Raw genomic sequence first — 20547 nt, forward strand, 5'->3', positions numbered from 1 at the left:
GCGCAATGCCGCCTTCGCCGCGATGCTGGCCGGGCACGGCGTCGGTGCGGCCGACGGCGACGGGCTCAACGTGTGGGTGGAGTTGCCCGTCCCCGCGCGCGCGGTGACCGAGCAACTGATGCGGCGCGGCTGGCTGGCGCGACCCGGCGACGAGTTCGTCCTCGACGATGCCGACGGGGCGAAACACCTGCGCCTGACGGTGCACAACCTCTCCGACGCCGATGCTCGGCGCCTAGCATCCGACCTCGCCGCCGCCATCGCGGCGGTGGAACTCAAGAAAGCGGGTTGATCCGTGAAGATCCTGTCCATCCAGTCCGCCGTCGCGTACGGCCATGTCGGCAACTCCGCCGCGGTCTTTCCGCTGCAGCGGATCGGGGTCGAGGTGCTGCCGGTCTACACCGTGAACTTCTCGAACCACACCGGCTACGGCGCGTGGCGTGGGCCGCTCATCGCGCCCGACGACGTCCGAGACGTCATCACGGGCATCGAGGAGCGGGGCGTCCTCGGAGAGATCGACGTGATCCTCAGCGGGTACCAGGGCTCGGAGGGCATCGGCGACGTGATCCTCGACGCCGTCGCTCGCGTCAAGGCCGCCAACCCGTCCGCCGTCTACTCGTGCGACCCGGTGATGGGCAACTCCAAGAGCGGTTGCTTCGTCGCTCCCGCGATCCCGATCCTGCTGCGGGATCGGGTGGTTCCTGCGGCCGACATCATCACGCCGAACCAGTTCGAGCTCGGCTTTCTCACCGAGACCGAGCCGGCCGACCTCGACTCCACGCTCGCCTCGGCGGACGCGGCGCGCGCGATGGGGCCGGACACGGTGCTCGTCACCTCGGTCGAGCGTCCCGACGCGCCAGGAGGACGAGAGGGGACCATCGAGATGCTCGTCGTGAACGGCGAAGGCGCGTGGATCGTGCAGACTCCGCGCATTCCGATGAAGGCCAATGGGTCGGGCGACGTCACGGCAGCCCTGTTCACGGCGCATTATCGTTCGAGCGGGGATGCCGCCGGCGCCCTCGCCACGACGGTGTCGAGCGTCTGGGACCTGCTGCAGAACACGTACGAGTCGGGCCAGCGCGAACTGCAGCTCGTCGAGTCCCAGGAGTTCTACGCCCACCCTCGCCTGCAGTTCGACGTGACTCGCGTCCGCTGACCCCGGCATCCCGTCGGTCTGGGTCTTCCCTCCGACGGGGTCGGCTTTTCAGGGGCGCTGCCGCGCCGTGGGCGGGAAAGTCTGAGTCACGTCACAAAGACTCTCGCTTCGGCTTTTCAGGGGCGCTGCCGCGCCGTGGGGCGGGAAAGTCTGGGTCATGTCACGAGACTTTCGGGTCAGGCCGGCCAGGCGGAGGCCAGGGTCTCGCGCACCTCGCCGAGTAGCTGCGGCAGCGCCTTGGTCTTGGCGATGATCGGGAAGAAGTTCGCGTCGGTCGCCCACCGCGGCACGATGTGCTGGTGCAGGTGCTCGTCCACGCCGGCGCCGGCGACGGCGCCCTGGTTCATGCCGATGTTGAAGCCGTCGCAGCGCGACACCTGCCGCAGCACCCGCATCGCCGTCTGCGTCAGCGCGCCGATCTCAGCGATCTCCTCGACGGAGGCCTGGTCGTACGTCGGGATATGCCGGTAGGGGCATACAAGCATGTGCCCCGAGTTGTAAGGAAACAGGTTCAGCAGGACGTAGACGGTCTGACCGCGATGGACGATGAGCCCGTCGGCATCCGCCATTCGCGGCGCGGCGCAGAAGGGACATCCGGAGCCCCGGTTCACGTCGGCACCGGCGTTGATGTACGCCATGCGGTGCGGCGTCCACAGGCGCTGAAACTCGTCCGGAACGCCTGCGAACGTGCTCGCCGCCACGAGGCGGTCGTCTGCCTGCTCGGGTCGTTTCGACTCGCTGTACTCGCTCAACGATCGGTCCCCCGTCAAGCCAGATCGGCTGCCGTGTCGATGAGCGCGTGCGACGCGATCGCGCGGGTGATGCGGTCGATCGCTTCGTCGACCGGGATGCCGTTGGTCTGCGAACCGTCGCGGAAGCGGAACGACACGGTGCCGCCGGCCCGGTCCTGCTCCCCCGCGATGAGCTGCACCGGCACCTTCTGGGTGGTGTGGGTGCGGATCTTCTTCGGCATGCGGTCGGTGGAGTGATCGACCTCTGCGCGCACACCCCGCTCGCGCAGCCGCGCGACGATGTCGTCGAGGTACGGTGCGAACTCCTCGGCGACGGGGATCCCCACCACCTGCACCGGCGACAGCCACACCGGGAACGCGCCGGCGTAGTGCTCCAGCAGGATCGCGAAGAACCGCTCGATCGAGCCGAACAGCGCACGGTGGATCATGATCGGGCGGTGCTTCTCGCCGTCCGGTCCCATGTACTCCAGACCGAAACGCTCCGGCAGGTTCACATCGACCTGCACGGTCGACAACTGCCAGGTGCGGCCGATCGCGTCGCGGGTCTTGAGGTCGATCTTCGGGCCGTAGAACGCCGCTTCACCGGGAACCTCGGTGAGCTTGAGCCCCGAGGCCACCGCGACGTTGCGGAGCGCGTTCGTGGAGTAGTCCCAGAATGCGTCCGAGCCGATCCACTTGCTCTTCTCATCGTCGCGCAGTGACAGCTCGAGCTCGAAGTCGTCGAGTCCGAAGTCGCGCAGCATCGAGATGACGAACTCCAGCACACGGGTCGCCTCGGATTCGAGCTGGTCCTCTGTGACGAACAGGTGCGAGTCGTCCTGAGTGAACCCGCGCACGCGCGTCAGGCCGTGGAGGGCGCCCGACAGCTCGTTGCGGTACACCGTGCCGTTCTCGGCGAGGCGCATCGGCAGGTCACGGTAGCTGCGCGCACGCTCCCGGTAGATCAGGATGTGCATCGGGCAGTTCATCGGCTTGAGGTAGTAGTCCTGGCCCTGCTTGGTGATGTTGCCGTCGGCATCCCGCTCCTCGTCCATCACGATCGGCGGGAACATGCCCTCGCGGTAGGTGACGAGGTGGTTCGAGGTGAGGAACAGGTCCTCCTTCGAGATGTGCGGCGTGTACACGTAGGTGTAGCCGTTCTCGATGTGGCGGCGGCGGGCGTGCTGCTCCATCTCGCCGCGGACGATGCCGCCCTTGGGGTGCCACACCGACAGGCCTGACCCGATTTCGTCGGGGAAGCTGAACAGGTCCAGCTCCTTGCCGAGCTTGCGGTGGTCGCGGCGGGCCGCCTCTTCGAGGCGCTGCTGGTAAGCGCGCAGCTCGTCCTTCGTGGGCCACGCGGTGCCGTAGATGCGCTGCAGCTGCGGGTTCTTCTCGCTGCCGCGCCAGTAGGCGCCGGCGATGCGGGTGAGGTCCCAGCCGTTGCCGATGAAGCGAGTGCCGGGTACGTGAGGCCCCCGGCAGAGGTCGCGCCACGCGGTCTCGCCGTCGCGGGTGACGTTGTCGTAGACGGTGAGCTCGCCCGCGCCGATCTCGGCCGACGCGCCCTCGGCGGCGTGCGCGCCGGATCCGGGGCCGCCGGCGAGGTCGATCAGTTCGAGCTTGAACGGCTCGCTCGCCAGCTCCGCCCGCGCCTCATCGGCGGTGACCACGCGCCGGACGAACCGCTGGTTCTCGCGGACGATCCGTTCCATCTCCTTCTTGATCGCCTTGAGATCCTCGGGTGTGAAGGGCTCATCGACGCCGAAGTCGTAGTAGAAGCCGTCGACGATGGGCGGGCCGATGCCGAGGTTCGCTTGCGGACGGATGCGCTGCACCGCCTGCGCGAGCACGTGCGCCGTCGAGTGCCGCAGGATCGACACTCCGTCGGGGCTGTCGACCGTGACCGGCTCTACCACGTCGTCCGCCGTGACGACGGTGGCGAGGTCTTTCAGGTCGCCGTTCACGCGCAGCGCGACAACGGAACGGTCGGGGAACAGGGCGAAGCCGTCGGCGGGGTAGGTGACACCCGCCGCGGGCAAGAGGTCAGTCAAGGGAAGGTCTCCAGGAGGGTTGCTGCAGAACAGCGGTTTCGGAACATAGCGCTCAGCTGCGGGCGCCTCGCGCCCCGCCCGCTCAGGCGTCGGTCGTTCGGGCGCCGGGCGTCCGTGAACCGGCCAAGACGGCGATGATCCGGCGCTGTTCCACGATCCGAGTCTATCGCCCGGGCGCGGGCAACGTGGGCGGAACGGGGCTCGGTCGGCGAGGACCGCGCGAAGATGGATGCCGTGAAGCTCGCCGCCATCGGAGCACTGCTCCTCGCCGCCAGCGGCGTGGCGATCCTGACGGGTGTGCTCTCCGCGGCGGATGCCGGGGCCATCGCCGACCGCGTCTGGCCGATCCTGCTGTTCGTCGTCGCGGTGACGATCGTCGCGGAGCTGTCGGCGACCGCCGGTGTGTTCGACATGGCGGCGGCGTGGCTCGCGCGTGCAGCGCGCGGTCGGGTGCTCGTGCTCTGGTTGCTGATCGTCGGGCTCGCCGTCGTGGTCACGGCATTCCTCTCCCTCGACACGACGGCCGTGCTGCTGACGCCCGTCGTGGTCGCGGTGGCGCGCGCGAACGGTCTGCCTCCCCTGCCGTTCGCGTTCACGACCGTGTGGCTCGCGAACACGGCATCCCTCTTCCTTCCCGTCTCGAATCTCACGAACCTGCTCGCGGCGCACCGATTGGGCGGTACGGATGCCGGAGCATTTCTTGCCCTGCTCGGGCCATCGGCCGTCGTTGCTGCGAGTGTGACGGCCGGGCTGCTGTGGCTGGTGCATCGTCGCGCCCTGCGCGGGAGGTTCACGCCAGCATCGCCGCCGCGGGTGGCCGACGCCGTGCTGCTGCGCCTGTCGGCGCTCGTCCTCGTCGTCATGATGCCGCTGCTGGTGAGCGGCCTGCCGCCGTGGCAGCCGGCGCTGGCCGGAGCGATCGCACTCGTCGCGCTGTTCGCGTGGCGCTCCCCCGGCACGCTGCGCCTGGGGCTGGTGCCGTGGCAGCTGATCGTGTTCGCCTCGGGTCTGTTCCTCGCCGCCGGGGCGCTCGATGCTCTCGGGTCAGGTGCGCTCCTGGCAGCCGTCACCGGTTCGGGCGACGACCTGCCGTCCCTGTGGCAGCTCGCCGGGACCGGGATGCTGGGAGCCAACGCCGTCAACAACCTGCCGGCATATCTCGCGCTCGAACCGGTCGCCGACTCGCCGGTTCGGCTGGCGGCACTGCTCGCCGGCGTGGGCGCAGGTCCCCTGATCACGCCGTGGGCGTCGCTTGCGACGCTGCTGTGGCACGCGCGGTTGAGCGCCGTGGGCGTGGCGGTGCCGTGGCGGCGCTACGTCGTATGGGGGCTCGTCGCAGCGCCGGTGACGGTCGCGCTGGCCGTCGTGCCGCTTGCGCTGCGCTGACGGTTTCGGCCGCTCACGCCACCGTGAGGTCGACCTGGATCTCGCCGGCCAGGTCTTCCAGAGCGGAGGCCAGGTCTTCCAGAGCGGAGGTGAGGGCCGCGGCATCCACCTGCGTGGGAAGGCTCACGGTCACGACGGCTTCGAAGAGCGTGCCGCCCGCCATCGGCGCCTCGAGCGTGCGGCTGCGGAACGTGTCGATCGACAGCGCGTGGGCGGTGATCGCGGCGGTCACGTCGCGGACGATCCCGGGGCGATCGTTGCCGAGGACCGTGAACGAGAGCGGGCGGCCGTCATTGACGGATGCCGGGGCATCGGCATTGTGGGCCGTGACCCGCAGCAGTCCGTCGAGGGAGTTCAGAGCGTCCGTCAGCTGCCCGACACGGTCGTCGGGAACCGAGACCAGGACGACGCCGGCGAATGCGCCCGCGAGTTCGGCGAGTTCGCTCTGCTCCCAGTTGCCGCCGTGCGCGGCGACGACCTGTGCGAGTTCGCTCACGAGTCCGGCGCGATCGTCGCCGACGACGGTGAGGACGAGATGGGCCATGCCGTGAGCCTAGCTCGTGCGTGTGCCGCGAGTACCCTTCTCGGGTCCGCTCCGAGCACGGGAAGAAAGAGCAGACTCGCCAAGGCTGCAACGGCCATGGTCAACAGCGCGGTCGCGAAGCTGGCGCCGATCTGCACGCCGGCGACGAACGTCAGCACCGCGGTGCCGAGGCCCATCGCGAATGAAGCGTAGAGGCCCTGCGCCGCAGCTTGACTTTCGAGATCGACGTGATCGCGGACGTACAGCATGAACGCGATGTGCGTCGTCGCGTATGAGCCCGCATGGAGGATCTGTGAGGCCGCGAACAGCGGCCAGTCATCACTCGTGGCGAGCAGAATCCACCGCACTGCGGCGACGACCGCGCCGACGGCGAACAGCGTCCGATATCCGAGGTTCTCGAATCGTCGCCGCGCGAGGAAGAACAGGATGAGTTCGCTCAGAGGCGCGATCACGAGCAGGAAGGGAACGGCGAGCGGTGTAGCGATCTCGGCCGCCCGGATCGCACCGAAACCGTAGTAGGCGGCGGGCGAGCCTTGTACGAGGACGGCGATCGCCAGGCATGCGAGGAACGAGCGGTCGTGCGCGAGTGCCGCGAAGCCCTGTCGTCCCGAGCCGCGCACAGCAAGCGCGGCCTCCTCACGAGGGTGGATGAACCCGACGAGAGCCATGAGCACACAGGAACCGATGAGGCTGTAGGCGAGCACGGGCGCCCCGAGAGCCGCCGTGAGCCAGCCGGCGACGAGGGTGCCGAGGATGAACCCGGCCGAGCCGAGCGCGCGTGTTGGTCCGTACGGAAGCAGGCGCTGCCTGGCGGCGACCGTCGCTACGGTCTCATTCAGCGGCAGCATGATCGGATAGACCAGTCCGAAGGCGATCGAGACTGCGATGAGCAGGGGAAAGCCGACCACGAACAGATATGGAACGGCAACGACGGTGATCACCCATGGCACCGTCCGGCTGAGAAGCAGTAGCGTCGCGCGACGGTTCAGTGCCGGATAGATCATCGCTACCGTCACGGCACGTGCAACGAGAGAACACGCGACCGCAGTGCCGATCTCTGAGACGGAGAAGCCGCGATCGGCCAGCCACAACCCCCAGTAGGACTGGAAGACCGCCCAGCTGACGAAGAACGTCAGGAAACGCGACGAAACCCACGCGCGAACGTTCACCCTCATCGCATCCACGGGGGGTCTCCATTCGGTGCGCGATACTGGGATCGAACCAGGATGCGCGGCCCCGCCGAGATCCGCGTGAATCCGCCACAATCCCGCGCTATCACTGGGATCGCGGGGCATCGTGCTACTGTCACTAGTGGACACAATCGGACACAAGTTGCCAGCGCTTAGGGCACGCTTGGGGCACGGACGGGGCACGACATGGCGCGTAGGGCGAAGGCGACGATCACGGATGCGCTCGGCCGCACGCGCTCGGCAACACGCGCTCGGTTCGGCAAGGTGCGCAAGCTGCCGAGCGGTCGCTATCAGGCGAGCTACGTCGGCCCCGACGGGGTGCGCTACACCGCGCCGAAGACCTTCGACACGACGGGCGACGCCGAGGCGTGGCTGAGCGGCCCCGAGTCCGACATGCGCCGCGAAGTCTGGGTATCGCCGCACGAGAAGGCCGAGATCCGCGCCGAGCGGGGTCGCACGCTGGCCGAGTACGCCGAGACGTGGATCGCCGAGCGCACGAACGCGAAGGGCGACAAGCTCAAGCCACGCACGCGCGAAGAGTATGCGCGCCTCGCAGCCGGCCCGCTCGCGGATCTCTGCGCGCTCCCCCTCTCGGCTCTCACGCCCGCGAAGGTGCGAACGTGGCGCACGGCACAGATGAGCACGGGCAAGAAGACCCAGACCTCACGCGCCTACGGCCTACTCAATGCGATCTGCGCGACGGCGGTCCTCGACGGCTTGCTCGGGTCGAACCCGTGCGTCGGCATCCGCGGCGGTCAGTCCACGCACACGGGCCGGAAGGTGATCCCGCCGACCGACGAAGAGCTCGACGTCATCCTCGACGCGATCACGCCCCGCTATCGGGCGCTCGTCGTCATCGCCGCGATCGGCGGGCTTCGCTTCGGCGAAGCAACCGCGCTCCGCGCGAAAGACGTCATCGTCGGCGACGGCGTCGTGCGTATCAACGTCGTGCGGGGCGTCGTGCGCACGTCAGAGGGCATCGTGCCCGGCGACACGAAGAGCGATGCGGGTGTGCGGCCGGTCGCCATCTTCGGCCCGGATGCCGCGATCATCGCCGAGCACGTGCGCGGGAAGATCGGCGACGCGCTGCTCTTCCCCGCCGCCGACGGCGAGAGCTTCCTCGCACAGTCCGCGTTCTGGCGGCACTGGAACGACGCACGCACGGCAGCGGGGCGCGAGGACATGCCCTTCCACGCCCTGCGCCACTACGCGGGCACGCGGTACGCGCAGACCGGCGCGACGTTCGCCGAGACGATGCGTCGCCTCGGACACTCGACGCCCGGCGCGGCGATGCGCTACCAGCACGCCGGGAATCGCGACGACGAACTCGCGGCCCGGATGACGCGCCGCTCGACGACGGCTTGAACGCGAAGAAGCCCCGCCGCGGTTCCACTTCCGAGCGGGGCTTCTTGCCGGGGCTCATCACTTCCCCGAGCCGCGGGCGCGCAACACGATAGGACGCGCCGCGGCCGTCTGTTAGGTCGTCACGCGCACGTCGACGTAGGTCGACCCGCCCGCCTGACCGATGTCCTGGATCGCCGCGCCGTGCGACGTCGTCGCGCCCGGCGTGATCGTCTTGACCGCCGCGAGCTTGACGGCGTCGAAGTCGACGAGATGGGCGGGCTGCGCGACGATCTGTCACACAATCTGTACGGGCATAGTGCCTTCTCCTTCGGTTGTGTGGGTGCTCGGGGGGTCTACTTCTCGAAGCCGCGGTCGCGGAGCTCGCGCGCCGCCGCCTTGCCGCCGAGCATGTGCGCGCCGGCGATCTCCGACGCTGTGGCCGGTCGCCTGTCGGGCTCGGGTGCGTCGTCGTCGTCGCGGTCGTCGAGATCGCGAGCTCGGGCGAGAAGGTCGCGCGCCTTGAGCCGGTCGCGCTCGCTCCACGAGCCGCGCGAGAGCAGCCGTTCGGCGTCGCTCATGATGTCGTCGTGGTCGACGCCGATCCCGAGCCGGGCGGCTGCCTTCTGCGATGCGGTGCGGTCGGTCATGATCCGTTCTCCTTCTGGTGGTCTGCGAGGTTGAGCCGGGCGTGCAAGAGCCGAATGTCGGCGTCGAAGTAGGCGCGATGGGCCGCGCGCCATGCGGCGTACGCTTCTTCGCGCTCTCGCTCGGCGTGGGCGACGTCGGCTTCGAGCTCGGCGGTGGCGGTCATCGCGTCACGTCTTTCGTGTCGGGGGTCTGTGGTAGTCGCTCGATGATGATGTCGAGCTTCGCGAGTACGGCCTCGATCGCACGCATCACGGCGGCGATCTCCGATGCGGTCATGGCTCAGTCCTCGAAATCGTCGTCGTCGATGAAGCTCGGGTCGATGTATCGCCCCGTCGCGGGGTCGTACAAGGAATGGAGCCCTGCCACGGTGCGGCGCTGTAGCCGCCCTCCCCGGCCTTTGCGCCGCTCGGCGAGCTCGTCGACCACAGGCGACTCTTCCGACGCGGGAGCGGGGCGCACAGCCTCGGCCGTGACGTCTTCCGGCTCGACGGGCGCGGCGACGAATATCGACGGGCTCGCGCTCTTCTTCGCCGCCCTCTTGCGGCGCCGTGCCTCATCGCGGTCGATCGCGAAGTGCATCCCGTACATGAGTCGCCCGCCATCCGGCCCGAGATCACGGTCGTCGGCGTCCCGGTCGTATCGACGGATGCCGGCGAGCATCCGGTCGGCCTCGCGTTGACGGTCTGCCGGCGACAGGGCGTCCCACGCCGCCACGCCGCGAGCCATCCACCGATCGAAGCGAATCGCGTGCTTCTTCGCCGCGATCCGCTGTTGCGGCGTCGGCTCGGGCAGACGGCCGAGCCCTTCCGTGAGGGCTTCGAGCACGGCGGCATCCGAGACGAGACGCTTTCGGGGTGGGCGTCCGGGGTTGGGCCGCTTCGCTCTACGCATCATCGTCACCTTCCTTCTCAGGCTTCAGCGCCAGCCCGAGAAGGCGTACCCGGTCACGCTCGGCGGTCATGATGGTCCGCATCGCGGCGTTGCGCTCGGCGAACGTCTCGACCGTCGCGAGCTCGACGTTCGCGGCGCGGATGATCGCGTCGAGCCGATCTTCGACCTCAGCCCTGAGCACGTCCGGGTCTTGCATCCCGAGAAGGTGCTCATAGCCAATCTTCGCGAGCTCCTCGACCTCGACTTGCGACCGGCCGAGTGTCCGCGCGATCTGTCCCCACGGGTGCCCCGTGCGTCGAAGCGCGATGGCTTTGAGAGCATCCTCGACCTGACGTTCGGCCGCGATCTGTTCGGCCGCGACCGCGAGCTCGGCCCTTTTCTTCGCCTTCTTGTCACTCACCGTCATCGCCCCCGATTTCCATCTCGCCGAGATCGGGGTCAGCCGTTACAGCGGGCTCTTCGACCGTCTCGTGGTCGGGAACGGGCACCACGACATCGGGCTTCGACTTGGCCGCGCCGCGGGCCGCGTCGAGAGCATCGGTCGCGTTACCGATCGCCATCGTCAGCCGATCGAGCGCTTCGCCGACGTAGGCGACTGCGAGGTTCGGGGCACCGGCCTCGACCATCATGACGGGGTGACCGTCCTTCGGGAGCCGCTCCACCATCCCGAGCGTGCCGAGATGCTCTTCGACCAGCGTCGCGAGCTCGCGCAGGCGGGCGTGTGCCGTCGCCAGCTTGAGGATATCGGCGTCGAGATCGTCGATCGCGGCAGCGCGAAGGGCGGGCGTGTGGTGCCGGATGACATCGCGAAGCTTGGCGTGCGCCTTCCGGAGCGCGGCGTCGCGGCCGTCGAGAACGATGCGTGCTTCGTCTCGCTCGTCCTGGGCGGCGCGAAGCTTCTTGACGAGCTTCTTCGCCGGGACGGCGCCGCCGTCCTCAGCGGATGCAGCGGCTTCGGCGGCGATCTCGGCCTCAGCCCGCTCAACGGCCGTGTCAGCGTGGCGGAAGAGGTTGCTCGACTCGCGGTACTGTTCGGCGCGCTTACCGAAGGTCTCGGCCTGGTCGCGGACGGCCTTGACGCCGCCGCCGTCAGCCGGAACTTCGACGAGCAGCGATCCGGCGTCGCGGGTGTGCTGGGAGAACTTGATCGTTGCCATGATGGCGGTCCTTTCAGGGTTGGGTTACTTGCCAGGTGCAGTGATGGATTGGAAGGAATTGAGGACGGCTTCGTTGGGACGAAGCCCGACGCCGAAGTAGTACGTCGGCCGCGTGCCGTCGGGCAGCCGCTTGCGGTCCTTCCGCACGTTGTTGTCGCGAAACATGTCGTGAGACGCGACGCGGCCGACGATCGTTTCGGTGTTCCATGCGCGATGTCCGTTGACGTTGAGCCACGTCCGCACGGCCTCGATGAGATCCGTCGCCGACATGTAGGCATCGGGACCGAAGACGAGACGATCGTTCGCGAAGGCGAAGGCGACGTCGGACCGCTCGCGCCATTCGGTCGTGTCCTCGACGACCCGCCGCGGGGGCTCGGGCATGACCATGCCGGCGTCGTACCAGCGCATCGCGCCGCGGACGATCCACGCGAGCACGGCCTCGTCGCGTCCGCCCTTCCCCCCGTTCACACGCCCGCGAAGGCGACGGTCGGCGGGGCGCTCGTCTTCGTGCTGGGGGTCGGCGACGAAGCGGAACGGGAAGCGCACGAGCGCGAGCCGTCGCCAAGTCCCGTGATCCGTCTCGGCGACGCGGGGGTCGTAGTTCGACGACACCATGAGAGAGTGCGAAGGCGACCACTCGACGAAGTCTTGCCGCATCCGACGCGCCTTCATCCGGGGCGTGCCCGCGATGTCCTTGAGCCGCTTCACGTTGAGCGAATGCCCCTCGGGAAGCTCTTCGCTGAATCCGAGGCGAAGGCCGAGAAGGTCCATGAGCGCGGTCGGGTGATCGCCCTGAGACGCGAGCAAGACTTGCTCGGGCAGAATCGCGGCGTAGTCGCCGAGCGTCCCGAGGATCATCCCCGTACACGTCGACTTGCCGTTCTGCCCGCCGCCCTGCCAGATGGGCACGATGTCGTCGTCGGGCACGTGACCGGTCGCGGCCTGACCGACGCGAATTTGCATCCAGTCGCGGACCTTCGCGGGCAGCACGTCGAGAACCTTGTCGACGTCGGGATGCCGCGCTTCGATCCCGCCCCACGCGCCGCGCGTGACCTTCGTATGCATCCGGTCGGGATCGCAGGGGCGAAGCTCCCCCGTGCGAAGGTCGACGATCCCGCTCGGCGTGTTGATCTCGTCCGGGTGCGCGTCGAAGTCAGCGGCCGAGCGTTCGAGGATGCCGCGGATGAGTCGCGCCGCGGCGTCGATCGTCGTCTTGCGCTTGAGCCACGCGGCGAGCTTCGAGCCATCCGGGGCGAGGTAGGCGCGCACGCCGAGGTCGAGAAGCCGGGACCGCACGAGCTCGACGACGTGCGCGTCACTGACCGCGCGCCAACGGTTGCCGTCGTACTCGTGCCACGCGCCGGCTGCGAAGATCAGGGAGGGGCGGAAGTGTGCCGCGACGACCTCGGCCAACGTCGCGTCGTCTCCCGCCGCGGGGAGCATGTCGGGATCGGTCGTGCCAGTCACGGCGCCGCCCTTCGGTCGGTCGGGGGTTCGCGACTGTCGGTTTCGTGCCTTGATCGCCTTCCGCTGGGGCTTCGAGAGCTCGATCGTCGCGGGAGGTAGGCCCTGGCGGCGCACACTGCCCGTCACGGCCTTGTCGAAGGCGCGGGCGTACTCCGAGCCCCAATCGTGCGTATAGGTCGCCCTGGCCTCATCCAGCGCCGCGCTGACGCCGGGATGCCCCTGCACGCCGAGGATGACGAGCGCCGCGACCGCATCGAGCAAGTCGGCGTGCGCCATGTCACGCGGCGAGAACGCGCCGAGAGCCTTCCGCACGGCCTTGTCGGGCTTGCCGTCGATCAGTCGGGCGCGGAACGTCTCGACGCTCGCGTCGGTCCCGCGGTCATGAGTGCGCTCGCGCTCGCCGCTGCACGCTGTCAGTACCCAGTCGGGCGACGTCGCGGCGCTCACAGCTTGACCGCCTTCGCGTAGCAGACGACATTCCCATTGCCGGCGCGAAGGTCAACGCCCGGAAGGAAGGCGTCACGCGGCGCGAGCTCGATCCCCTCGGGCACGCGGTAGACGTAGTGGCGACCGCCTGACGGCGTCGGGTACGACCATGTGTCGGGCAGCTCGTGCCCCGCCTCGCGCAGACTCGCCGAGCCGGACGGCTTTCCCGGCTTCTCGTCGACATCGACGACGACAAGGCCGTTCTGTCCGGGGTAGAAGCCGGGTAGCGCGTCGGGGTACTCGGTCCACCATTTCGCGATCGTCGCGGCGTCCGTCGTCGCCCCGTCGAGAGGCTTCGCCAGGATCGGCCGCTTCTCGCGGGTCGGGTGAACGCGGATGCCGGCACGCGCCATTGCGAGCGCCGTATCGAGCGCGCTCACGAGTCGCGGCCCATCTGACGGAACGCCTCGGCGGCAGCGCGGGCCGCGGCCTCACGGGCGAGACGCACGGCCATGCGCGAGCGCTGCATGCGGTTCGCCCAGGGGTAATCGACGCCGAAACGCTCGTCGACGACCGCTTTCCAATGGGCCATCTCGTCATCGGAGAGCGGCTTCGGCGTCGGCTTCACGGGCGGCAGACCTTCGGCGGCGCGGCGCGCGGCATCCTTCTCGGACCGGGCGGCGCGAACCTTGCGCATCTGCGCCGAGAGTTCGTCAGGCGTCATCGACGCGGCGCGGGCGTAGCCGCCGATGCTCGCGAGACGGCGCATCCGCTCGGGCGATGCGCCGCGGGTCTCGCAGACGGCAGGGTCGGCGGCGACCTTCTCAGGGTGCCGGCGCTCGGAGCGGGCGCTCATCGGTCGGCCTTCGCGACACTGAGGGGACGCCCGGAGATCGAGTCGAGGTCGACGCGGATGCGACGGGCGGAGATGCGTTCGGCGTAGATTCGGCCGGCGGCGATCTCGCGACGGATCGTCCGGGCGGAGACGGTCGCTTCGGCGGCGGCATCTTCGACGGTCCCCCAGCGACGAGGGCGCTGAGTGGGAGGTGTGTGCTTCGGCACGGGAAAACCCCTAGGCGTGAGAAATCTCTCCCCGCGCTAGGGGTTTAGGTGGCCGAGCGTCTTATATCCCGGGCTCTGCCCCCCGGCTATTCGGTTATCGGATTACGAGACGTCCGCGCGACTCGCGTCGCGCTTCGAGCTCGGGATACAGGGACGCGCCGCGCACTCGATAGTCGGAGCCGCACGGGCACACGAAGCGGTGCCGATAGTTGACGCCCGACGGCTGCGCGAACAGGTCGCCCGTCGTCCAGGCCTCAGCCGTTGCATCCTGCCGAAGCCAAGGCAACCCCTGCGCTTCGGACGTGACGATGCCGACGCGGCGGGGCTTGTGCCCCTTGCCGCAGTACACCGTCACCTGATCCATGCTCACACCGTAACACAGTTCAGGCGCGTTGGTGACGTGCCGGTGATTCGCGGCGTGTCGCGGCATCCTCGCCGTCATGCGCGACGGTCGGGTCGGGAGGGGTGGACACGCTGGACAGGGGGTAATCGTTAAGCGCTCGTGAAGAAAAAATATAGCGGGGAACGGACCCCCCCTGTCCAGCGTGTCCACCCTTGAAAACACTGGGATCGCGGCGCGCTATGTTTTGGGCGTTCGGCGGATAGTGCGCATTTCGACGACGGCGGGGGCGGGTCGCACGTGATGCCGTGGCGGTCGTGACGGGCTCGTCGGCGGGGCGTAACTCGAAGTCGCTATCTGACCAGCGCGCGAGGGGAAGGGGAGAGCGATAAGTCGGCCGTCTCGACGCACGTTAGGGCACGCTTAGGGCACGACCTCCCCCGGAAACGAGAAAACCCCGGCTTTACCGGGGCTTTTCTGTGTGCGCGATACTGGGATCGAACCAGTGACCTCTTCCGTGTCAGGGAAGCGCGCTACCGCTGCGCCAATCGCGCCTGTACAGGCGTGTTCAGTTATGAAGAGAGGTGGCGACGGGATTCGAACCCGTGTAAACGGCTTTGCAGGCCGGTGCCTAGCCGCTCGGCCACGCCACCGTGTGGTTTGACCCCACGTGCCGTGATCGCTGTGACACGATCCCCGCACTCGAGCGGATGACGAGACTCGAACTCGCGACCCCAACCTTGGCAAGGTTGTGCGCTACCAACTGCGCTACATCCGCGTGCTCCCTGGTTGCCCCGGGCGCTTGATCGACTTTAGTGCACGATCTCCGAACCGCAAAACCAGGTGGGCCGCGCGTGTCATCTCCCTGGGATTCGTGACAGTGTCCGGCATCCGGTAGCATCGTGAGTCGATCCACTACGGATCATGGGCGATTGGCGCAGTTGGTAGCGCGCTTCCTTCACACGGAAGAGGTCGTCGGTTCGAGTCCGGCATCGCCCACCACCTGAAAATCCCTGGTCATCGCAAGATTCCAGGAAGCCATCAGGTGTCTGGTGAGAGCGAGTTCAGCCCCTCTCGTGTACTCCCGTGTACTCACGGGCCGAACGAGAGGCCAATCATGGCTACCACTACGGCTGACCTGCTCACCCTGATCGACGCCTACGCCGCCGCGTCCGCTGCCCGCGAGGAAGCCCGCGAGTACGCATCCTGGGCGTTCGCTGACGCGCACCGGGCGATGCTCACCGCACGCGCCGACGTGACGGCTGCGCTCGGCATCAACCCCGACGTCGTTCCGCCGCTCACGGACGCGACGACCGTCCTCGCCGAGGATGCGATCGCCGCGGATGCCGCATGGTCGGCCCGCATCGACGCCGTACTCGCGGGCGGTGCGCTGTGACCCGCCGGGCGAAGACCCCGGCCCGCCGCACCCCGAACAGCACGGGCACCGTGCAGCAACTGCCGTCGGGGAACTGGCGTGCGTTCTACCGGATCGACGGCCGCCGTATCAGCGCCCCCCGCACCTTCCCTAGCAAGGACGCCGCCCGCGACTGGCTGGCTGGGGAGTTCGCGGACCGTGCCCGAGGAACGTGGACCGACCCGACTGCGGGCCGGATCACGCTCACCGAGTATGCCGACTCGTGGCTGGAGACTCGTCTCGACTTGTCGCGGAGTACCCGCGTCCGCTATCGGGGGATCATCGACCGGTGGTTCGGCCGCCGTGTCGGCGCTTCCGCAGATTCCCGTGGCGTGGACCTCGGCGGCATGCACGTCGCAGATATTACGACGGCGACGGTGCGCGCTTGGCTCACCGGCATCCGTGCGGAGGTCCGCGAGCAGGCCGAACGCAATGCCGTGCCCATCGACCGCCGTCACCCGGCTCGGGCGTGGGCGCGCGCGCAGGGTATGGATGTCCCCGCGACGGGCAAGCTGTCCCGCACCGTGCTGGATGCGTGGCGTGCCGCGGGCTCCCCCGTGCAAGACCGCACCGGGACCGCACCCGAAAACGTCGGCAAGTCCACGTCCGCTCACGCGTACAGGCTGCTGCACGGGATCCTGTCCACTGCTGTGGGCGACGGGCTCATCGTCAAGAACCCGGCGCAGGTTCGAGGGGCCGGGCAGGACGCCGCCGCCGAGAGACCCATCGCGACACCGCAAGAAGTGGAGACGATCGCCGCGCACATGCCGCGCCGTCTGCAAGCCGCCGTCATCGTCGCCGCATGGTCGTCGGCACGGCAAGGGGAACTGTTCGCCCTCGCCCGCCGGCACGTCGACCTGGACGCCGGCACGATCCGCATCGAGCGTTCCCTCGACCGTGACGGCACGTTCAAAGAACCCAAGACCGTCAAGAGCCGCCGCACCGTGTACCTGCCCGAGTTCGTCACCGACAGGCTGCGGGAACACATGGTCGAGTTCACTGGGGAGCACCCCGATGCGTTGCTGTTCACGCAGGTGAACGGCGGCCCGGTCGGGTACCGGCGTCTCGGTGATTGGTTCCGGCGTGCGCGCAAGGTCGCCGGTCGTGATGACCTGCATTGGCATGACTTGCGACATGTTGCGGCGTCTCTCGCGTACCGTGCGGGCGCGTCCGTCCCGGAGGTGCAGCGCAGGCTCGGGCACACCACCGCTCGCGCCGCGTCAATCTACGCGCACGTGTATGACGACTCCGACCGGCTGATAGCCGAACGCCTCAACGCCGCGTTCGCTCCCACCGACACGCCGCGGCTGCGGGCCGTCTGAGAGGCTGGGGACCATGGCTGAGGAGGCACCCGACTACACCATCGCCGTGCGCTGCGACAGGCACACGCCACCGGTGGGCATCACAACGCTCTACCACTATCCGACGTGGCGCCCACTCGGCACCGCATGGGCGCCCGACCCGCAACTCGGCGACGACGCCGGGTTCGTCCGCTACGACACGATTAACGACACGTTCGACGGCATCAGCCGCGAGGCGGAACCCGACCGATGGCTCGCCGCGGTCACCGCCGCGCATGATGAGGTTGAGGCGCTGCTCGGTACCGCCGAGTACGCCGCAGCGCAGGACGCGTATACGGCCCGGAAGCGGTCACATATGACGTTGACGCTCACGTGCGTGGGCTGCTCGCGGAGCGCTGGCGCTGCACTGAACGCGACGATGCGCATCGACCAGCTCGACGGGATATGTGACCGGCTGCGACACGCCGGGCTGACCTCGGTCACCCTCAGCGGGCTGCGAGGTATATTGAGTCGCAACAGATAGGGCCACGGCGGCGCATTCCACGCCAACGGCACCCGTATCTGAAGTCCTCCGAAAGCAGGCGACTACTCGTCATGCTCTCGGAGGATTTCTCATGTCCAGCGACACCACCGTCGCCACGAGCGAACTGCTCGACAACCCTGACCCGCTCCTCGACCGGAACCAGGCCCGCGTCTACGCGAACCTGACCGACCGCACATCCCGGTTGCTGTTCGAGCGCCGGGTTTTCCCTACCGTCAAGATCGGCCGTCGCGTCCTCGTCCGCAGGTCGGACCTCGACGCGTACATCGCATCCTGCACCCGCCCGGCGGTGACCCAGTGAACCGGGCGCCGATCGCGGTGCAGCTCGTCGCGCACGCCGCCAAGACCAATCCCGCCGCTGCACGGCACCCGCGGTCGCGGGAGTTCCGTGATGCGGTGCACGCCCTGCCGCTGCCCGGTGGTGCCCGCCTCACCCGCGGCGACATCGACCATGCCGTCTCGTGGTTGGAACGCCCACGAGACGACCGGTGGCGGTGGTGCCGAGTGACCGGGGCACGAGAAAGCCGCCCGGCGGGCAACCGGACGGCCAAGGATCTCGATGGGAAGCGGATCACATCCGAGTCTACCTCGCCGGAGCTTGCCGCGTTCAAGGCCGCGCAGGCGCGCCTTCAGGCCGCCCGTGAGGCCGCACGGGATGCGTCTCGTGCGCTCGCCGCCCGCCTCGACGAGGGAGGCGACCTGTGAACACCCCAGAGTTTTACGGTGCTACTCCCGTAAAGCGGGTTCGGCGGACCAACGCCGAGCTCGCCGTCATCGACGAACACATCCTCGATGTGCTGCGCGACGAGCATCCCGCCACGGTGCGGAGCGTGTTCTACCGGGTCATGTCGGCGGGTGCTGTCGAGAAGTCGGAGAACGGTTATCGGCTCATCGGCCGGCAACTGTTGAAGCTCCGTCGCGACGGCCGCATCCCCTACGGGTGGGTATCGGACGGCACCCGCTACACGTTGCAGACCCGCGCCTACGACTCCGCGTCTGACGCGATCACGACCGTGGCATCCATGTACCGCCGCCGCATCTGGTCGACCCAGCCCGAGCAGGTGCAGATTTACAGTGAGAAGGACGCGCTGCGCGCCGTGATCTCGCCGGTGACGAACCGGTGGGATGTGCCGCTCGGGATCATGCGCGGCTACCCATCCGAATCGTTCGTGTACGAGGTCGCCAACGCGCTCCCTCTCGACCGCCACACGCACCTGTACCAGCTCGGTGACCATGACCCGTCCGGGCTCGACGCGTGGCGGTCGTTCGAAGCGAAGGTGCGGGAGTTCAACCCGGCTGCGCCGGTCACGTTCACGCGGCTCGCGGTCACGCCCGAGCAGATCAGCACGTGGAGCCTCCCGACCCGTCCGACGAAGAAAACGGACTCTCGGTCGAAGTCGTTCGTCGGCGGGTCCGTGGAGGTCGACGCGATCGCCCCGAGCATGTGTCGCGCGGCGGGTTTGATGGAGGGGAGCAACACCCGGAAGGAATCCCTGCATCATGGTTGCAGCCCGTAAGTACCCCGCCGAGCTTCGTGAGCGCGCGACGCGTCTGGCGATCGAGGCGCGTAAAGACCCAGAGACCCGCACCGGCGCGTATCAGCGCATCGGCGATCAGCTCGGGGTCCACCCCGAGGCGCTGCGGACCTGGGTGAAGCAGGCCGAGACCGACGAGGGCCTGCGTCCCGGCGTGACGACCGCGGACGCCGCCCGGATCGCCGAGCTCGAACGCGAGGTCAAGGAGCTGCGTCGCGCGAACGCGATCCTGAAGTCGGCGTCGGCTTTCTTCGCGGCGGAGCTCGACCGCCCGTCCCGGTGAACGAGCGCGTCGCGTTCGTCGACGCGCACAAGACCGTGCACGGGGTCGAGCCGGTCTGCCGGGCGTTGGAAGACACGCCCGCCCAGATCGCCCCGTCGACGTACTACGCCGCCAAGACCCGTCACCCGTCCGCCAGAGCGGTGCGGGACGCGGAGCTGACCGAGAAGATCACCACCATCCATAAGGAGAACTACGACGTGTATGGGATCAGGAAGATGCACGCCGCGCTGCGGCGGGCAGGCGAGCAGGTGGCCGAGTGCACCGTGAGGCGCCTGATGCGAGCCCGCGGCCTGCACGGGCTGGTCCGCGCGAAATCGCCCCGCACGACCAGGCCGGCAGCGGAGACCGACCGGCCCCGCGACCTCGTGGACCGGCAGTTCCACGCCGACGCCCCGAACCGGCTCTGGGTTGCCGACATCACGTACGTGCGCACCTTCGCCGGCTGGGTGTACGCGGCGTTCGTGCTGGACGTGTTCTCCCGCCAGATCGTGGGCTGGCAGGTGAGCACCAGCCTCTACACGGACCTGGCGCTGGACGCGTTGAAGATGGGCATCTGGCGGCGCGAACGCGAGGGCGCTGACCTGACCGGCCTGATCCATCACAGCGATAGAGGCGTCCAGTACCGTGCGATCCGCTACACCGAGCGGCTCGCCGAGGCCGACGCGGTCGCCTCGGTCGGATCCAAGGGCGACAGCTACGACAACGCGATGGCCGAGGCGTTCAACTCGCTCTACAAGGGCGAACTCGTCCGCAACCGCGGCCCCTGGACCGGCATCAACGACCTCGAAATCGCGACCGCCGAATACATCGACTGGTACAACAACCGGCGCCTCCACGGCGAGCTCGGCCAGATCCCGCCCACCGAATACGAAGCCCTCCACGCCGCCACCCAGACGGCCCCGACCCTCACCGAAACCAACTAAACGACCCTCTACCAAACTCGACGCTTGACACAGCGTTCGTGGTAGAGCCGAACCAGTTCCCGCGCGGGCGCCTCGCCGGGATCCAGAAGCGTGGTGATCAGCCGGTATGTCCCGGTGCGGGTCTCGGTGTCGGTGGTGACGTGGATCTGCGCGTCGA

At 68.5% G+C, this 20547-nt stretch carries 23 protein-coding genes, 4 tRNA genes and 2 pseudogenes; 12 read left to right on the plus strand and 17 right to left on the minus strand.

Going from position 1 to position 20547, the window contains the following annotated elements:
* Nucleotides 1-289: pseudogene (locus tag WBP48_RS03795) on the plus strand (transcriptional regulator PtsJ); the annotation flags it as partial.
* A gap of 3 nt (nt 290-292) precedes the next feature.
* On the plus strand, nt 293-1153 hold the full coding sequence (gene pdxY, locus WBP48_RS03800) for a pyridoxal kinase PdxY (RefSeq protein WP_424436332.1): 861 nt from the start codon (nt 293-295) through the stop codon (nt 1151-1153).
* Nucleotides 1154-1329: 176 nt separating this feature from the next.
* Here the strand turns inward: pdxY and WBP48_RS03805 are convergent, their stop codons facing one another.
* On the minus strand, nt 1330-1905 hold the full coding sequence (locus tag WBP48_RS03805; protein ID WP_424436335.1) for an HIT family protein: 576 nt from the start codon (nt 1903-1905) through the stop codon (nt 1330-1332).
* Nucleotides 1906-1919: 14 nt separating this feature from the next.
* Entirely contained in the window at nt 1920-3938 is a 2019-nt protein-coding gene (thrS, locus tag WBP48_RS03810; RefSeq protein ID WP_424436338.1) for a threonine--tRNA ligase, read from the minus strand.
* A gap of 225 nt (nt 3939-4163) precedes the next feature.
* On the opposite strand from thrS, the gene WBP48_RS03815 reads away from it, so the two are divergent.
* On the plus strand, nt 4164-5324 hold the full coding sequence (locus tag WBP48_RS03815) for an SLC13 family permease (RefSeq protein ID WP_424436341.1): 1161 nt from the start codon (nt 4164-4166) through the stop codon (nt 5322-5324).
* Nucleotides 5325-5337: 13 nt separating this feature from the next.
* Here WBP48_RS03815 and WBP48_RS03820 read toward each other — a convergent pair whose 3' ends face one another.
* Nucleotides 5338-5868, minus strand: coding sequence for a glycine cleavage system protein R (locus WBP48_RS03820; RefSeq protein WP_424436344.1), 531 nt, complete (start codon nt 5866-5868; stop codon nt 5338-5340).
* Nucleotides 5817-7037 carry an MFS transporter gene (locus WBP48_RS03825; protein ID WP_424436347.1) on the minus strand — a complete coding sequence of 407 codons (1221 nt, stop codon included), beginning with the start codon at nt 7035-7037 and terminating at the stop codon, nt 5817-5819. Before WBP48_RS03825 ends, WBP48_RS03820 begins: the two co-directional genes overlap by 52 nt.
* Before the next feature lie 207 nt (nt 7038-7244).
* On the opposite strand from WBP48_RS03825, the gene WBP48_RS03830 reads away from it, so the two are divergent.
* Nucleotides 7245-8423 (plus strand): tyrosine-type recombinase/integrase, encoded by a 1179-nt coding sequence (locus tag WBP48_RS03830; RefSeq protein ID WP_424436350.1) that lies wholly within the window; start codon nt 7245-7247, stop codon nt 8421-8423.
* A gap of 332 nt (nt 8424-8755) precedes the next feature.
* Here the strand turns inward: WBP48_RS03830 and WBP48_RS03835 are convergent, their stop codons facing one another.
* The 13 genes from WBP48_RS03835 to WBP48_RS03895 all read right to left on the minus strand — a co-directional run bounded on the left by WBP48_RS03835 (nt 8756) and on the right by WBP48_RS03895 (nt 15171).
* Nucleotides 8756-9049, minus strand: a complete 294-nt coding sequence (locus WBP48_RS03835; RefSeq protein WP_424436353.1) for a hypothetical protein — start codon at nt 9047-9049, stop codon at nt 8756-8758.
* On the minus strand, nt 9046-9213 hold the full coding sequence (locus tag WBP48_RS03840) for a hypothetical protein (protein ID WP_424436356.1): 168 nt from the start codon (nt 9211-9213) through the stop codon (nt 9046-9048). The genes WBP48_RS03835 and WBP48_RS03840 overlap by 4 nt, the downstream gene beginning before the upstream one ends.
* Before the next feature lie 116 nt (nt 9214-9329).
* Nucleotides 9330-9944 (minus strand): hypothetical protein, encoded by a 615-nt coding sequence (locus WBP48_RS03845; RefSeq protein ID WP_424436358.1) that lies wholly within the window; start codon nt 9942-9944, stop codon nt 9330-9332.
* Nucleotides 9934-10341: a hypothetical protein gene (locus WBP48_RS03850; protein WP_424436361.1), complete on the minus strand. Its 408-nt coding sequence runs from the start codon at nt 10339-10341 to the stop codon at nt 9934-9936. The genes WBP48_RS03845 and WBP48_RS03850 overlap by 11 nt, the downstream gene beginning before the upstream one ends.
* Nucleotides 10334-11098 (minus strand): hypothetical protein, encoded by a 765-nt coding sequence (locus WBP48_RS03855; RefSeq protein WP_424436364.1) that lies wholly within the window; start codon nt 11096-11098, stop codon nt 10334-10336. Before WBP48_RS03855 ends, WBP48_RS03850 begins: the two co-directional genes overlap by 8 nt.
* Nucleotides 11099-11122: 24 nt before the next feature.
* Nucleotides 11123-13012 carry a DNA primase family protein gene (locus WBP48_RS03860; protein WP_424436367.1) on the minus strand — a complete coding sequence of 630 codons (1890 nt, stop codon included), beginning with the start codon at nt 13010-13012 and terminating at the stop codon, nt 11123-11125.
* The gene (locus WBP48_RS03865) at nt 13009-13431 is read right to left on the minus strand and encodes a bifunctional DNA primase/polymerase (protein ID WP_424436370.1); all 423 of its coding nucleotides are present in this window, start codon (nt 13429-13431) and stop codon (nt 13009-13011) included. The genes WBP48_RS03860 and WBP48_RS03865 overlap by 4 nt, the downstream gene beginning before the upstream one ends.
* Entirely contained in the window at nt 13428-13847 is a 420-nt protein-coding gene (locus WBP48_RS03870; protein ID WP_424436373.1) for a hypothetical protein, read from the minus strand. The genes WBP48_RS03865 and WBP48_RS03870 overlap by 4 nt, the downstream gene beginning before the upstream one ends.
* Nucleotides 13844-14053: a hypothetical protein gene (locus tag WBP48_RS03875; RefSeq protein WP_424436376.1), complete on the minus strand. Its 210-nt coding sequence runs from the start codon at nt 14051-14053 to the stop codon at nt 13844-13846. The genes WBP48_RS03870 and WBP48_RS03875 overlap by 4 nt, the downstream gene beginning before the upstream one ends.
* A 94-nt stretch (nt 14054-14147) precedes the next feature.
* Nucleotides 14148-14417: a hypothetical protein gene (locus WBP48_RS03880; RefSeq protein WP_103663110.1), complete on the minus strand. Its 270-nt coding sequence runs from the start codon at nt 14415-14417 to the stop codon at nt 14148-14150.
* Between the two features lie 458 nt (nt 14418-14875).
* A tRNA-Val gene (locus WBP48_RS03885) sits at nt 14876-14947 on the minus strand.
* 28 nt (nt 14948-14975) lie between these two features.
* Nucleotides 14976-15046: transfer RNA gene (locus WBP48_RS03890), tRNA-Cys, on the minus strand.
* Nucleotides 15047-15098: 52 nt separating this feature from the next.
* Nucleotides 15099-15171 (minus strand) — tRNA-Gly (locus WBP48_RS03895).
* Between the two features lie 148 nt (nt 15172-15319).
* Between WBP48_RS03895 and WBP48_RS03900 the strand changes: the two genes are divergently transcribed.
* The 8 genes and pseudogenes from WBP48_RS03900 (at nt 15320) to WBP48_RS03935 (ending at nt 20390) form a co-directional block, all read left to right on the plus strand.
* A tRNA-Val gene (locus WBP48_RS03900) sits at nt 15320-15395 on the plus strand.
* A 115-nt stretch (nt 15396-15510) separates the two neighbouring features.
* Complete coding sequence (locus WBP48_RS03905; RefSeq protein ID WP_424436380.1) at nt 15511-15789, plus strand: hypothetical protein; 279 nt, start codon at nt 15511-15513, stop codon at nt 15787-15789.
* Complete coding sequence (locus WBP48_RS03910; protein ID WP_424436383.1) at nt 15786-17129, plus strand: tyrosine-type recombinase/integrase; 1344 nt, start codon at nt 15786-15788, stop codon at nt 17127-17129. Before WBP48_RS03905 ends, WBP48_RS03910 begins: the two co-directional genes overlap by 4 nt.
* 13 nt (nt 17130-17142) lie before the next feature.
* Nucleotides 17143-17631: a hypothetical protein gene (locus tag WBP48_RS03915; RefSeq protein ID WP_424436386.1), complete on the plus strand. Its 489-nt coding sequence runs from the start codon at nt 17143-17145 to the stop codon at nt 17629-17631.
* Nucleotides 17632-17722: 91 nt separating this feature from the next.
* Nucleotides 17723-17950, plus strand: a complete 228-nt coding sequence (locus WBP48_RS03920) for a helix-turn-helix domain-containing protein (protein WP_424436389.1) — start codon at nt 17723-17725, stop codon at nt 17948-17950.
* Nucleotides 17947-18354: a hypothetical protein gene (locus WBP48_RS03925; protein ID WP_424436392.1), complete on the plus strand. Its 408-nt coding sequence runs from the start codon at nt 17947-17949 to the stop codon at nt 18352-18354. The genes WBP48_RS03920 and WBP48_RS03925 overlap by 4 nt, the downstream gene beginning before the upstream one ends.
* Nucleotides 18351-19166 (plus strand): hypothetical protein, encoded by an 816-nt coding sequence (locus WBP48_RS03930; RefSeq protein ID WP_424436395.1) that lies wholly within the window; start codon nt 18351-18353, stop codon nt 19164-19166. The genes WBP48_RS03925 and WBP48_RS03930 overlap by 4 nt, the downstream gene beginning before the upstream one ends.
* Nucleotides 19150-20390: pseudogene (locus WBP48_RS03935) on the plus strand (IS3 family transposase). Before WBP48_RS03930 ends, WBP48_RS03935 begins: the two are co-directional and overlap by 17 nt.
* Nucleotides 20391-20547 lie beyond the last annotated feature (157 nt).

Source organism: Microbacterium sp. (genome assembly GCF_049661145.1).
Taxonomy (GTDB): Bacteria; Actinomycetota; Actinomycetes; order Actinomycetales; family Microbacteriaceae; genus Microbacterium.